The organism is Phocaeicola vulgatus ATCC 8482, assembly GCF_000012825.1.
Classification (GTDB): Bacteria; Bacteroidota; Bacteroidia; order Bacteroidales; family Bacteroidaceae; genus Phocaeicola; species Phocaeicola vulgatus.
The window spans coordinates 768,181-782,288 of record NC_009614.1 but is presented as its reverse complement, the minus strand read 5'-3'; the positions used below and the strand labels follow the sequence as shown (position 1 = coordinate 782,288).

Here is a 14,108-nt window from a genome sequence, read left to right as displayed (position 1 = left end):
CTATAAATGAAAAAATTATGAGATACTTTACAAACGTACACGATTTGGGCGACTTGAAGAGTGCCCTTGCCGAAGCTTTCGAAATCAAGAAAGACCGCTACAAATATGAAACCCTGGGAAAGCATAAGACTTGCCTGCTGATTTTCTTCAACAACAGTCTGCGTACCCGTTTGAGTACCCAGAAGGCAGCCCGTAACTTGGGCATGGATGTGATTGTGCTCGATGTGAATCAAGGTGCATGGAAGCTGGAGACCGAGCGCGGTGTCATTATGGATGGCGACAAGAGTGAACATTTACTGGAGGCTATTCCGGTGATGGCTTCTTATTGTGATATCATCGGTGTGCGTTCGTTCGCTCATTTTGAGAACCGCGAGGATGATTATACCGAAAAGATTCTGAATCAGTTCATCAAGTATTCCGGCAAGCCTGTATTCTCCATGGAAGCCGCTACCGGCCATCCGTTGCAGGCTTTCGCCGACCTGATTACCATCGAGGAGTATAAGAAGAAAGACCGTCCCAAGGTGGTCTTGACTTGGGCGCCGCATCCGCGTGCATTGCCTCAGGCCGTTCCCAACTCGTTTGCCGACTGGATGAACGAGGCCGATGTGGATTTTGTCATCACTCATCCCGAAGGCTATGAGCTGGACCCGAAGTTTGTCCGTGGCGCGAAGGTGGAATACAACCAGATGAAAGCCTTTGAAGGGGCTGACTTTATCTATGCCAAGAACTGGGCATGTCCCGGTGTCACCCGTCCTGCCGACTATGGAAAGGTCCTGAGCAAGGATATGAACTGGACGGTAGATGCGGCGCACATGGCAGTGACAAACGATGCTTTCTTTATGCATTGTCTGCCGGTGAGAAGAAACATGATTGTGACCGATGAGGTGATTGAAGCGCCTACTTCGTTGGTTATTCCTGAAGCGGCTAACCGGGAAATTTCTGCTACAGTTGTTTTAAAAAGAATGCTGGAAGGGTTGGAATAACCGACGGTCGGAATGACGTATTCTTCCTTTTCAATTTATCGTTTCACCTTAGTGATGAAACCGTATCACCTTAGTGATGAAAATTGATCACCTTAGTGATAAAACTTCATCACTAAGGTGAAACGGTAAACAGAAAAGGGCAGCGCAACGATTTCTATCGGACGAAAAACTGTGTGTATCCTTGGCTTGACTATATAAGATAGCGCGTGGCAAGATTGCCATTCAAGAGGAAAAGGTCTCGATTCGGAAATAGAAGACCGGGCGGGGGGAGTCTGGGACAAACTTACAGAGATGAAGAATTTATGAAGGATTGAAAAAAAATCCTTCATAATAAGTGGCAGTAAATCAACTTGCTAAGCCATAATGAAGGATTTGAAGGAAAAAACGGTTAAAAACTTATTTCCTTCCCTAATTCCTTCCAGTCCAGGATACCCTTATCCAGATTATACACCTTGAATCCTTTTTTTACCAGAATGTTGGCGGCATTGCGGCTGCGTCTTCCACTTTTGCAGTAAACGGCTACAGGGCGGTCTTTTTGAAGAAGCTCCTCGATGTTTGTGCCAAACTCATTGTCCAATACATTGATATTGATGCTGCCCGGTATATGGCCTTCGGAATATTCGGCTACCGTGCGTACATCAACCAGTTGGATGGTCTTGTCCTGTATCATTTCCTCAAACTGGTCGGAGGATAGATTCTTGAATTTGTCACTGTCTTTGCCGGTACATGCCCATAATCCTAATGAGAATGCGCAGATGAAGAATACAAAATAGATAGTCTTTATCATAAAATGGAATGTTTTGATGTTTTTGTTTGCTAAAAATAAAAGATACGACTGGTCATACCTTCTTTGTAAGTACGGATGTTGAATACAATCTTATCGCCTTTATGCAGTTTGCCTGCGTATGCCCACAAGGGAACAGACAGATAGACTTTACGGTTGAAACCTTCGATGTCATTATTCCTGTCATGATAGAGTGTCAAGTATAATGTTTGTTCTCCGTCTTTGTTCTCCAGTTTGTTCTCAATAAAGTGATAACCGTGTTTCTGGTCTTTGACTTTGACTTGTAAAATCAGGTTCAGGTAATTCCCACCCCGCCAAATGCTTTGAATGGCTACCGGGTCTGTCTTTATCTCCTTGAATTTAGATTCGGACAAGGGAACAGGAGAAATAACCAGTTGGGTATTGTAAAGCATGGCTTCTTTTTCTGCTTCTTCCGAGTCTGTCAATGGAGCGTACATGGTAACCGTGCGGTACGTGGTGTCTGGTGCCAGTCCGTCAAGACCGGTACGTGACTGGATGCGCCACTCTGTCCCTTCATCCGTTATCAGATACCGTCCGGTTCCTGTATGGTCGGTTTTCAAGTCGATCATATCTGTCAGAACATTAGGATATACATAGTCGTCTTCACCGCACGCGCCGAGAAGCAAAGAGGTTAGAAAAGATAAAATAACGACTTTCCTCATGTTTATTATTTTCTTTTTCAGGGTGGACTGTAACATCCACCCTTTACGGTAAACGTTCTTATCCTTTTGCCGCTTTCAGGTAATTGATGAGCGGATTGGCATACATAGTCAGCAAAGCATGACGCAGGAAGGCGGTGTCTTTGTTGGGAAGATCGACTTTGGCAATCTGCTGTTCCAGATATTTTTCAAAGTGCTCTTTTTCTTCTTCTGTGTACTCGGCCGTGAAACGGTTGTCTCCCATCAAGAGGTCACACGCCACATAATTACCTGCAAACAGGCGGTAACTGCTGTGTATATGCCGGTCTATGGTTTCCGATATGGCGGTAAACAAATCACATTTCGGCAAATTGAGTTCTTTCAGTTCGTCCAGTTCATGATTCAGACAGGCGGAAGTCTGGAAATGGATGCGTCCCTTGTATCCGTAAAGGCCGGTCTGCATATTGATCAGGTCGTCTTCGGGACTTTTCTGGAAATGTTCGTCGTCGCGTTTTTGCTGCAACTCTTTTGCTTTCAGGAAGTCACACGGGTCGTATTCGTAAGAAATGGCTAGCGGAACGATGTTCAGTTCTTTCAGTCTTTCGGTAACATCGCCTTCACCTGCCATGGCCATCATTTTCAATACACTGTCCTGGGTACGGTCATTGGAATCTTTGGCACGTCCCTGACGTTGCGCTATCCATAAATTCTCATGTTTTTCCTTCATGGCGAAATGCATGTAGCGCGACATCAAGGCAGATGCTTCCAGTTTCTGCCGCATGTTGAGGCCGCGTTTCACGATGAATGATTTATTGACACGTACCAGCTTATGAATCCATGGGTAGATGAGCAGGTTGTCGCCGATGGCGATCTCTACGGTTGTCATTCCGTTGTCTATCAGTAGGATAGATAGAAAAGCCGAGTCCAGAATAATATCACGATGATTGGAGATGAAAGTGTAGTTCCGGGTTAAGTCGGACAAGGCGGAACAGTCGAATGTCAGTCCGTTGGCTGTTTTTTTCACTAAATCCCATAATAGTCCGTAAAAGAACGCTTTTTGGAATTCCAGGTTTGTTTTGCATTGACGCATCTTCATGGCAAGACCTTCGAAAGGTACGCCCGGCATAACAGACTCTACCACTGTCCGGAAAGCGGGATCAGCGATTAATTCTTCATAGATTTGCGGCAACTCTTCGGGAGTGTACGGACGAATCTCGTTAAATTCAGCTGGTATGTTCATAATTTATAAAGGTTAGTCAGTGATATCACTAAAATTTATTTTCTATAATGTCAGTCATCACATCTTTTATATCCAATCCTGCTGCACGCACCTGTTGGGGAATGAAGCTGGTAGCTGTCATGCCCGGAGTGGTATTGATTTCGAGCAAGTTTACTTTTTCGCCTTCGGTAATGATATAGTCAATGCGGATAAGGCCGGAGCACCCCAGAATGTCATAAATGGCCGAGGTGAGCAGACGTACACGCTCGGCTGTATCTTCGGGCAGGCGGGCAGGTGTGATTTCCTGTGACTCGCCGTTGTATTTGGCTCCATAGTCAAAGAATTCGTTGGCACTTACCACCTCGGTGATGGGGAATACCACTTCCTTGTCCGAGGTCTTGTAACAGCCGCAGGTGATTTCCGTTCCTTTCATAAAGGCTTCAATCATTACTTCGTCACTTTCCTCGAAAGCTTTTTCGATGGCGGGTTGTATATCTTCCTTAGTCTTTACTTTGGTGACACCGAAGCTGGAACCGCCGGCGTTGGGCTTGATGAAACAAGGCAGACCGATTTTGTTGATTACTTCTTCGTCTGTAATTTCAAATCCTTTACGCAGGATCAGTGATTCGGCTACGCGGATACCGAAGCCTTTCAGGTATTGGTTGCAGGTGAATTTATTGAAAGTCATGGCCGATACCAGTACGTTACAACTGGAGTAGGGGATTCCTAACAGGTCGAAGTAACCTTGCAGGATACCGTTTTCCCCCGGAGTTCCGTGGATGGTGATGTAGGCGAAGTCGAATTGTTTCTTTTCGCCGTTCTCCATGAAACTGAAGTCATTACGGTCTATCGGGGTTTTGGAGCCGTCCGGAAGGACTACTTCCCACCGATGCCCTTCCATCTCTACTATATATAGGTTATAACGCTCTTTGTCAATGAAAGAGTAAAGTCCCTGTGCACTGCGCAAGGAAACGACAAGTTCGCTGGAATCTCCTCCGGCTACTATGGCAATAGTACGTTTCATAGTTCTTCTCTGTTACTGATATAGTTTCTCCACTTGTCTATCAGGTTTGTCATATCCTCGGGCAGCGGAGAGGTGAAGAACATCTCTTCGCCTGTACGGGGATGGACAAAGCCCAGCGTCATGGCGTGTAATGCCTGGCGGGGGCAGGTCTCGAAACAGTTGTTTACGAATTGTTTGTATTTACTAAAATGAGTTCCTTTTAAAATTTCGTTTCCGCCATAACGCTCATCGTTGAACAGCGTGTGTCCGATGTGCTTCATGTGGACACGTATCTGGTGGGTGCGTCCCGTTTCAAGTACACACTCTACCAGCGTGACATAGCCCAGACGTTCCAGTACCCGATAGTGGGTGACGGCGTGCTTTCCTTGGGCGGGGTCACTCAGTACGGCCATTTGCATGCGGTCTTTGGGGTTTCGCCCTATATTCCCTTCTATGGTTCCTTCGTTATTTTCTACGACACCCCATACCAGAGCATTGTATTTACGTTTGGTGGTCTTGTTGTAGAACTGAAGTCCCAAATGAGTCTTGGCATCGGGGGTCTTGGCTACCACGAGCAGGCCTGAGGTATCTTTGTCTATACGGTGGACTAATCCCACTTGCGGATCGTTAGGGTCGTATTTGGGATTGTCTTTCAGATGCCATGCTATGGCGTTGACCAGCGTGCCGTGGTAGTTTCCGCATCCCGGATGCACTACCAGTCCGGCCGGTTTGTTGACTACCATCAAATCGTTGTCCTCATAGACTATATCCAATGGAATATCTTCGGGAATGATATCATTATCATAACGTGGACGGTCCATCATCACCGTCAGCACGTCGCAAGGCTTTACTTTATAACTGCTTTTCACCGGTTTGCCGTTCGCCATGATAAGACCGGCGTCGGCAGCCTTCTGAATACGGTTGCGCGAAGAGTTGACAAGCCGTTCGAACAAATATTTGTCCACGCGCACCTGTGACTGTCCTTTGTCTACTACTACACGGAAATGTTCATACAGTTCGGCAGGGTTGTCCACTACCGGTTCCACATCATCCAGTGTGTCGTCCAGTTCATCCACATATTCTTCTTTCATCATCACTGTGTGTTAAGTTTAAAACCAGGATTCGTCTACCACCGGTTTGTCATCGTTCGCAGTTCCGGATTCATTTACCAATGCAGAATCTTCGGGCATGGTTTCATTGCCGTTGCCTACCGTGAGTGTCAGTACGGCTTCGTGAGGAACCTTTTCTCCGGCTTTCAAGTCGCGTCCTCGGTATTTTATGCTGTATACCCAGTCTTTTTCGCCGCTGATATATTCGGGTTCGGTTATTTTAAAACCTAATGCACGTAATTTGGCTTCGGCCTGGCGGAGAGAACTATTATCCATGACATCGGGAATGGCTACCTTGGGGGCGCTGTCTGCATTGACGGTCAGATAGACGGTTCTGCCCGACTTCACCTTGGAGCCACCGGCGGGATTCTGTTCCAGAATAGCACCGGGGGCTATTCCTTTTACATAGCTGGAGTCTATGACGATTGATTTTAGTGACTGCTTGTCGAGTTCATTTTCTGCGATCCGCAGATTCATTCCTTTTACATCGGGCACTACCACTGCTTCGCCGTGGCGTGTATAGCTGTCCAGCCATTGAAGGGTTCCCCAGGCTGCTGCCACAATGACCACTACCATCGCTATCAGATTGAGCCAGAAGAAGCGGTTATTCTTGAATGAAAAGAATTCTTTGAATGTTACCATATCTAACTTAATTATTTCGGGTCAAAGATACGACAATTTCATTTCTGTTCCTACATTTAGTTATGAATATCATATACTTTTTGTACCTTTGCACCCCGAAAAAACAACCTGTTTCCTGTCAGAGTAAACAAAATTGAGGTAAAAAGAAGATGAACGAGACAACAAATGAACAAGAGGTGCTGCTATTGCGCCGTAAACTAGACCTTTTATTACGTACCGGCAAGCTGCTGATGGAGAGTGCGGCAGACACTAACCGGATTGAAAGAAACATGAAGCGCGTGGCCGCTTATCTGGGCATTCCGGAAGAGAAACTGCATATTGATATCCGGTGGACGATGCTGATGGTCAATGTGAGTGACGAGAAGCACTCTTTTTCCAAGTTTCAGAAATGCGAGAAACATGGCATCAATATGGAAGCCATTTCAAAAATCAGTAAACTTTCGTGGCGTGCCATTGAGCAGGATTATTCATTGGATAAATACGAGGAAGAACTGGAGAAGATTGCTCGTCAGGAGCGTAATTATACCCCCTATGTCGTGGCAATCTGTACCGGGTTTGCCTGTGGAGGGTTCTGTAAGCTGTTTGGTGGTGACTGGATTGCTTTTCTGATTACGGCTATTTGTACTTTTGTGGGGTTCCGTACCCGTGCCCGTTGCATTGAGTTCGGTATCAATGTATATATGAGTATTGCGATCTCTGCATTTTTATGTACTTGTCTGGCTTATGCGTTTTCTTTTTCAGGTTTATCTTCCACTCCGTATCATCCGTTGCTGGCCTGTACCTTATATATCGTTCCCGGTGTGCCGCTGATAAATTTTGTGGACGATATGATTGACAATCACTTGTTGGTAGGTATTACGCGTGCAGCCAACACGGTAATGATGGTAGGAGGCATGGCGTTTGGTATCGCTTTTGCCTTGAGGCTGTTGGTGATGAGTGATGTGACTATCGACCAGAAGTTCAGTGAACTGAGCATGGTGCCGCACGATGCTTATTGGGTATATGCTGTTGCGGCTGCTATTGCGGCTATGGGATTCGCCACTATATTTAATGTGCAGAGACGTTTGTTGTGGGTGGTGGCTGTAGGTGGAATAATTGCAGTATGTACCCGTAACTTTGTAAACTTTGAATTAGGATATGGTCCGGTGATCGGTTCGTTTATGGGAAGCTTTGTTGTGAGTTTGATAGCTGTCAAAGCCGTTCATTGGTTTCATGTTCCTAATCATGTGCTGACTATTCCTTCTGTCATTCCGATGGTTCCCGGTGTCTTGATGTATCGTTCGTTGCTGGCGCTTATCAATATGCGTGGAGTGGTAGGAGAAGTGACGCTTGCTTTTTCCAATGGTATTAACTCGGCGCTTATCATTTTCTGTATAGCCTTGGGGGTAGCTGTTCCTAATATTTTTGCCCGGCGTTACATAGCCAAGGACCGCCAGCGTTTTCTTACACAGATGTTGGCGGAACGCAGAGCTCGTGGTAAATTTATAGAGTGGTAGCTGGTGTATGTAAGCAGTATTCATTAAAACTTGATAGACAAAGAAAAAGGATTTTCCATGCAGGAAAATCCTTTTTCTTTGTCTATCAAGTTTACTCTATTAATTTCTGGGTAAGGCTTCTTTTACTACCATTGGACGGCCGGCATATTCTACGCCGTTCAACTGTTTGATAGCGTTTGAAGCTTCTGAAGTTTCCGGCATTTCGACAAAGGCGAAACCTTTTGATCTTCTTGTATCACGGTCAATGATTAACTTGACTGAGCCTACTGTTCCATACTCTTCCATAACTTCTCTCAAATCTACTTCCTTAACGTTGTAGCTAAGGTTTCCAACATACATATTCATAACTGTCAATATAAAAAATTAATAATCTAACAACGAAATTTCAAGAAGCTCTAAATCAGGAATGAATATACTCAATGTGGATAACTGAGAAGATACATGATGAGAATAAAACTAGAATAAATCTCTAATTGTTTGTTGGACAAAGTAAACTCTTTCATTTGGATAATGCACTATATCTCTGCTTTTATTCCATATTATATATCATTTATTATTATAAATGGTCGGAAATTAACATAACATGGAATGAAAACAGGGTTTTATAGGGTTATTGAGTGTTGACAGGCGGTTTCTCTCTGTATTGGGTAGGGGAGCAACCTGTATGCTGTTTGAATACAGTGCTGAAATATCTGGCGGTCGAGAATCCTGTCTTATCTGCTATGTCATTGACACTGAGTTCTGTATGGAGAATAAGCCAGATAGCTCTCTCCATACGTATTTTGGTTATATAGTCGTTGGCTCCCATATCTGTCAATGCTTTCAGCTTATTGTATAAAGAAGCTCTGCTGATTCCTATTTTGTTGCAAATGAATGGAATACCCAACTGTTCGTTATCCAGATGTTCTGTGATTATCTGATTCAGGCGATTTAAAAATTCTTCATCGGCCGAACTGAAGGTTCCTTCTTCGGGTGGCGGCAGAGGACCGATGTCTGTATAGCGGGTACGCATCCGTTCCCGGTTATGCAGTTGGCTACAGACAATTGCATACAGCATACTTACTTCAAAAGGTTTTGTGATGTAGGCGTCTGCTCCGTTTTTATAACCATATAGTTGGCTTTCTTCGTCATTACGTGCAGTGAGCAGGATAACCGGGATATGGCTTATTTCCAAATCTTCTTTTATTTGTTTACATAGCTCATAGCCGTTCATATGGGGCATTTGGATATCGCTTACAACTATATGAGGACGTTTTTCCCGGCAAAGACGCAATGCTTCCTCTCCATCGGCTGCTACCCATATTGTCTTAAACCGGTCTTTCAGGGCTGTTGCCAGATAATCGGTCAGGTCTTTGTTGTCATCTACTATTAATAAGGTATGGCTTGGGGCTGTTTTATTTTCTTCCTGTTGTTCGGGAATGCTTTCTGTTTCTTGCGTGGGTGCCAAAAGTGTATTCAGATATTCTTGTGGGTGCAGTGTGATATTTCCCGGTTCGGTATTTAATGGAAGTTCGAACCAGAAAGTGGCTCCCGGACTTCCGAAATTCTTGTTGTCGTAGGCTCCAATGTTGCCTCCGTGTTGTTCGACCAGTATTTTAGAATAGGACAATCCGATTCCTGTGCCGGGACGACTGTTGTTGCCTTGGTAAAAGCGGACAAAGAGATTGTTGGTATCCACATCTTTCAGTCCCGGACCTTGGTCGGAAATGGATATGCGTACTCTTGTCCTGTCTTCCGACAAACGGGTTGAAATGCTGATTGTACTCTCATCGGGAGTATATTTCAATGCGTTAATTAATAGGTTGGTCAGGATAGTGGTACATTTTTCTTTGTCGAAGCACAAGGTTTGAATCTCCGGCTCAGGTTGATAGACGAGTGTGATGCCTCTGACGGAGGCTTCCGGTTTAAAATCGGAAATCAGTTGCTCCGCCCATTCATCCAATTGTATGCTCTGGATATGGAGTGTGCTTTGTCCTACTTCCATTTTGCGAACATTCAGAACAGTATTCAGAATGTTCTTCATCCGTTCAGATTGTTTACAGATGCTTTGGATCAACGGATAATTTTCGTTGTCGGCGGTAAGTTTGTCCATTAGTTGTTTCAAGGGTGCATGTATCAAGGTCAGTGGAGTCCGAAGCTCATGGCTGATGTTGATGAGAAAGCGTACTTTTTCTTCGTATACCTGCTGTTCATGTTCTTTCATTGCCCACTTTAGCTTGGTTTCTTTGTTGCGCAATATCAGGATGAAAGTGAGAATGACACTGATGAAGATAAAAAGGGTGCAACTTAGGATGAACCAGCCGGATTTATACCAGGGAGGCAGTACTGTCAGGGTAAGAATATCATAGTCTGCTGTCCAGTCACCGTTGCGGGTACTACAGGCGGCTTTTATGTGATAACTGCCTGTTGGCAGACTGCTTAAGTTTATTTCCGGTAAATAAGAATAGATGTTTTGTCCGTTCAGTCCTGTAATGGTGTATCTATACATGGGTTTGCGGAAAATATCCTTATCACGGGTGATGATTTTGATGATGATCGGTTTGCTTTTTTCATTGACACTAAGTTGGTGGTCGTTTGATATCCGGTCGTAGACACGTTCTCCGCCCACTAGGATGTCGGCCAGTTGGAGAGTGGGGAGAAGTGCGGGGTCGTCAGGTAAGTGCCGGTTGATATGTAGTAAGCCGTTTACACCTCCCATATAGACATCTCCGGATGAAGATAGCAATCGGGGTTTCTCCAGATATTCGTTTTGTACCACTCCGTCCGGTTCACCGAATAAGATGAACTTCTTTTCTTTAATCAGATATGCGAATAATTTTTCTTCCGTTCCTATCCATACACGTCCTTGCCGGTCACAAATGAGCGAGCTTATTTCATTAATCAGGGTATTGGGGACAAGGGTATATTGCTTTGTACCCGGATTATAATAACTTAAACCATGGTTACTGCCTATCCATAGCAATCCGTTCTCGTCTTGTGAAACAGAATTGAACACGGTGTCTGTTTGACAGGTAAATATAAGTTCCAGTTCGTTGAGGCTGGAGTTGATTTGATAGATATGTTCCAAATCGTGCAGATAGCAATCCTCTCCTGTGCTGTTTATGGGTAACAATGTACCGACAATATCAGTGATGCCTTTTCCCTTGGTGATGGGAATGAATTGCTTTTTACCAATATGGTATTTATAAGGCGTTTCGGATAACATCAAAATGGTTTCAGGAGTATTTTGATATACATTGACTGTTTTTCCCCGATGGCATAAAATATCATTAATGCTGTCGTTGATAATGACAAGCGGCTGATATCGGTGGGTTTCTTTATGAAAGATAAACAGGCCTTGGCTGAATAGCGAAACCAGCAGATGGTCTTTGTCCATGCCGGTGATGGAAGCCACCTTTTCTTCCCAGGTAGAAAGTATGTGATGAAACTTTCCGGTGGCCGGGTCGAAGAGGTTGATGCCCCCTCCGTCTGTTCCGATCCATATTTGATTGTCATGGTCCTGATAAATGGATAGGATTGTTTTCTCACTCAGTCCGTAATTCTGTCCCGGCAGTACGTCTTGATAGGTTTTCATTCCTACCTCTTTAATATTGATTAATCCGTTACGTACACTTCCCGCCCACATATTGTCGCTTTTGTCGTTATATAGACAAAGAATAGAGTTGGCAGGCAAGGAGTAACGATCTCCCGGAATGTACCTCAATGTCGATATCTTGCCGGTCTGCGGATTGAGAATATGGATTCCTCCTCCGTCTGTACCCATCCATATTTGTCCGTTATGCTCTTCTAATGATAGCACTACATTGGTTTTGAGGGGAGAGTTTTGTGTATGATAGGTCTGTAATTGTTTTCCATTGCGGTCATAACAGCTTACTCCCTGATTGTAATGAGCTACCCATACATTCCCTTTTTTATCAATCAACAGTGAGATAATCTGTTCACTGTTGAAGGGAACAGGACGGGTGTTGCCCGTAGCGATATCAATAAACAGAGCTTTTGCCCATCGGTTGGTGGCCAGGAGAGTGCGGGAATCCCATTGGTAAAGATTGGAAATATGATACTTGCCGTTCGGCTTCAACGTATGGAACAGGTTGATAATATGGTCTTCATAGTTGTATTTGTATAGACTGCCTCTTCCCCCGAAGATTACTCCGTCCTCCCATAGGCAAAGAGAACTGGCTATTACCGGATTGTTGTCTTTATCCCGCACAAGGGTAAACTTGTCTTCTTTTTCATTGTAGCGGAATACTCCCTTTTCTGTGATGGCCCAAATGGTATGTTCTTCATCTTCCAAAATATGTGTGACATTACCGCGCAGATATCTTCGCTGTTCGTAACCGTCGAATCGTCCGATTCCTGAGCGTGTCCCTATCCAGACATATCCTTTTTCCTGACTGACTTCCATACAGCGTACCATGGAGGAAAGTCCGTTTTGAGAGGGGATTTGTTGGAAAAAGTACTGTTTGGCTTCTGATATAGAATGCAGTAGAGTGAATAGAAGGAGCAAGGACAGGATTCGTATGTTGTGGGCAGATGTTTTCATTGCTTACTCAAGGTTTGGGAACAAAAATAGTTGATTGTCTTGAATAACACAACAAAATGACGTATGAATAATGCGGACAACCGATAAAAAGTCTCTTTTTGGCTGATTAATTCCTGTCTGCTCCTTCGTTTCCTTTTATTTTGCTATAGCATCGTAAACAGCTTTTGCCATCACTTTCGCTCCTTCTTCATTGGGATGGATATGGTCGGGGAATAATTCCGGCATTCCATCCATTGCGCTGTGAAGGTCAATGACAGGCAGTTTGTTTTTCTTGGCAACCTTCTTAATCATAGGTATAATCTCTTTTGAGATGATATCATCATTAATGCTTTCTCCGGTAAGATATGCCTTTGAAGGATAGCATAGATAGATTTCAGGTTGTGAGGGAAGGGCTTTAAAGGCGTCAATCATGGTTTGTGTATCTTTTATGAAATCTGCTTTATGTACCCAGTTGAATGACTTGCTGTCATTGGTTCCCAGTTTGATAACAACGATATTGGGGTTGAACGCCAATGCTTGTTGATAAGCTTGTTCTTTCATATAAGGGCGATCACCTTTATTCAGCATGGTACGTGCGCTGACTCCAAAGTTTTTCACCCAGTATTTATCTCCTAGCAAACGGCCTAGAACGGAGGGATAGCTGTCGTGGCTCCGGTTTTTGATTCCTGCTCCGTAAGTAATGCTGTTGCCTACACAGGCTACCCGGACAGCATCTTTACGGGGAGCTTTGAAACTGCGCAACCAGGCGGATAAATCGTTTAACATCTCATTCTTGTAAATGAAGTTTTCGCGGATACCCCAGCCATGTCCGCCACTGGCATAAATATGGAGTACGGCTGGTACATGATTCTTGTGCAGCCCCAGGTAATAATTTACCCCATTGGCAGGAGGGACTGTCTTGTCATCGTCACTGTAGGCGATAAAGGCGCGGGGAGTTTCTTTGGTTACTTGTTTCTCATTGGAAAATTCGGTTTCCAGTTCGGCGAAAGCGTCCTTACCTAAAAGATTATCGTGAGATCCTATGTGAGTATAGGATTTATCCATGGTGATGACAGGATAGAACAGGATTTGAAAGTTAGGGCGGAGTTCGGGGCGGGTATGTGTGGCGATGGTTGAAGCTAGATGCCCTCCGGCAGAGGAGCCCATTATACCTATATCATATGGATTCAGATTCCATACATCGGCACTGTCGCGCGCCATTTTCATGGCAGCTTCGGCGTCCGAGATGGGGAGAGTGCGGTCACCATGAGGCATCCGATATTTCAGTACAATCAGTGCGATGCCTTGTTTGTTGAAGTAAGGTGCCCAGTCATAGCCTTCGTGGTTGACAGCCAGTCCGCCATATCCGCCACCCGGACAGGCTACTATGGCACGGCCTGTCGCCAGTTCGGGAGCCGGAAGGAAGACGCGGAGCGAAGGGGTGTCAATATCAAACGGTTGGGGAGCCTTTTGGGCGGCCAAGGGAAAAGATGCTGATAAGAAGAACAGCAGGATCGTTAAAATAGAAAGTTTTAGTTTCATAATATATTGATTAATGGATAAAAACATATTTGGAGATACAAAGATACTTGTTTTTATATTTGGGTTGGTTGTCATTGTCCTTAAAAAAACAATGGCCGGGTTTCCGACTTTGTTTATTACTCCTCTAAAATTGACTATTTCTCGGTGAA

At 44.5% G+C, this 14,108-nt stretch carries 11 protein-coding genes; 2 read left to right on the top strand and 9 right to left on the bottom strand.

Going from position 1 to position 14,108, the window contains the following annotated elements:
• The first annotated feature begins 17 nt into the window (after positions 1–17).
• The gene (locus tag BVU_RS02805; protein WP_011964796.1) at positions 18–983 is read left to right on the top strand and encodes an acetylornithine carbamoyltransferase; all 966 of its coding nucleotides are present in this window, start codon (positions 18–20) and stop codon (positions 981–983) included.
• Between the two features lie 388 nt (positions 984–1,371).
• Here the strand turns inward: BVU_RS02805 and BVU_RS02800 are convergent, their stop codons facing one another.
• From BVU_RS02800 to BVU_RS02775, 6 genes are read right to left on the bottom strand one after another with little or no spacing between them, the layout of a single operon-like run.
• Entirely contained in the window at positions 1,372–1,770 is a 399-nt protein-coding gene (locus BVU_RS02800; protein WP_005845993.1) for a rhodanese-like domain-containing protein, read from the bottom strand.
• 29 nt (positions 1,771–1,799) lie between these two features.
• On the bottom strand, positions 1,800–2,450 hold the full coding sequence (locus BVU_RS02795; protein ID WP_005850825.1) for a NigD-like protein: 651 nt from the start codon (positions 2,448–2,450) through the stop codon (positions 1,800–1,802).
• 58 nt (positions 2,451–2,508) lie between these two features.
• Complete coding sequence (locus BVU_RS02790) at positions 2,509–3,666, bottom strand: 1-acyl-sn-glycerol-3-phosphate acyltransferase (RefSeq protein ID WP_005845989.1); 1,158 nt, start codon at positions 3,664–3,666, stop codon at positions 2,509–2,511.
• 28 nt (positions 3,667–3,694) lie between these two features.
• Positions 3,695–4,669: a D-alanine--D-alanine ligase gene (locus BVU_RS02785; RefSeq protein ID WP_005845987.1), complete on the bottom strand. Its 975-nt coding sequence runs from the start codon at positions 4,667–4,669 to the stop codon at positions 3,695–3,697.
• Positions 4,666–5,739, bottom strand: a complete 1,074-nt coding sequence (locus BVU_RS02780; RefSeq protein ID WP_005850827.1) for an RluA family pseudouridine synthase — start codon at positions 5,737–5,739, stop codon at positions 4,666–4,668. Before BVU_RS02780 ends, BVU_RS02785 begins: the two co-directional genes overlap by 4 nt.
• Before the next feature lie 18 nt (positions 5,740–5,757).
• On the bottom strand, positions 5,758–6,399 hold the full coding sequence (locus tag BVU_RS02775; protein ID WP_005845984.1) for a PASTA domain-containing protein: 642 nt from the start codon (positions 6,397–6,399) through the stop codon (positions 5,758–5,760).
• Between the two features lie 149 nt (positions 6,400–6,548).
• Here BVU_RS02775 and BVU_RS02770 point away from each other — a divergent pair, with 149 nt between their 5' ends.
• Positions 6,549–7,895 (top strand): threonine/serine ThrE exporter family protein, encoded by a 1,347-nt coding sequence (locus BVU_RS02770; protein WP_005845982.1) that lies wholly within the window; start codon positions 6,549–6,551, stop codon positions 7,893–7,895.
• A 99-nt stretch (positions 7,896–7,994) separates the two neighbouring features.
• Here BVU_RS02770 and BVU_RS02765 read toward each other — a convergent pair whose 3' ends face one another.
• From BVU_RS02765 to BVU_RS02755, 3 genes are all read right to left on the bottom strand, one after another.
• On the bottom strand, positions 7,995–8,240 hold the full coding sequence (locus BVU_RS02765) for an RNA recognition motif domain-containing protein (RefSeq protein ID WP_005850829.1): 246 nt from the start codon (positions 8,238–8,240) through the stop codon (positions 7,995–7,997).
• Positions 8,241–8,505: 265 nt separating this feature from the next.
• Positions 8,506–12,438 carry a hybrid sensor histidine kinase/response regulator transcription factor gene (locus tag BVU_RS02760; protein ID WP_011964795.1) on the bottom strand — a complete coding sequence of 1,311 codons (3,933 nt, stop codon included), beginning with the start codon at positions 12,436–12,438 and terminating at the stop codon, positions 8,506–8,508.
• Between the two features lie 135 nt (positions 12,439–12,573).
• A complete protein-coding gene (locus tag BVU_RS02755; protein ID WP_011964794.1) occupies positions 12,574–13,959 on the bottom strand; it encodes a GDSL-type esterase/lipase family protein in 1,386 nt (461 codons plus the stop codon).
• Positions 13,960–14,108 lie beyond the last annotated feature (149 nt).

What these genes read in the sequence shown, in the direction of transcription:
- BVU_RS02805 (WP_011964796.1), top strand. Translation starts at nt 18, where the DNA reads ATGAGATACTTTACAAACGTACACGATTTGGGCGACTTGAAGAGTGCC.
- BVU_RS02800 (WP_005845993.1), bottom strand. Translation starts at nt 1,770, where the DNA reads ATGATAAAGACTATCTATTTTGTATTCTTCATCTGCGCATTCTCATTA.
- BVU_RS02795 (WP_005850825.1), bottom strand. Translation starts at nt 2,450, where the DNA reads ATGAGGAAAGTCGTTATTTTATCTTTTCTAACCTCTTTGCTTCTCGGC.
- BVU_RS02790 (WP_005845989.1), bottom strand. Translation starts at nt 3,666, where the DNA reads ATGAACATACCAGCTGAATTTAACGAGATTCGTCCGTACACTCCCGAA.
- BVU_RS02785 (WP_005845987.1), bottom strand. Translation starts at nt 4,669, where the DNA reads ATGAAACGTACTATTGCCATAGTAGCCGGAGGAGATTCCAGCGAACTT.
- BVU_RS02780 (WP_005850827.1), bottom strand. Translation starts at nt 5,739, where the DNA reads ATGAAAGAAGAATATGTGGATGAACTGGACGACACACTGGATGATGTG.
- BVU_RS02775 (WP_005845984.1), bottom strand. Translation starts at nt 6,399, where the DNA reads ATGGTAACATTCAAAGAATTCTTTTCATTCAAGAATAACCGCTTCTTC.
- BVU_RS02770 (WP_005845982.1), top strand. Translation starts at nt 6,549, where the DNA reads ATGAACGAGACAACAAATGAACAAGAGGTGCTGCTATTGCGCCGTAAA.
- BVU_RS02765 (WP_005850829.1), bottom strand. Translation starts at nt 8,240, where the DNA reads ATGAATATGTATGTTGGAAACCTTAGCTACAACGTTAAGGAAGTAGAT.
- BVU_RS02760 (WP_011964795.1), bottom strand. Translation starts at nt 12,438, where the DNA reads ATGAAAACATCTGCCCACAACATACGAATCCTGTCCTTGCTCCTTCTA.
- BVU_RS02755 (WP_011964794.1), bottom strand. Translation starts at nt 13,959, where the DNA reads ATGAAACTAAAACTTTCTATTTTAACGATCCTGCTGTTCTTCTTATCA.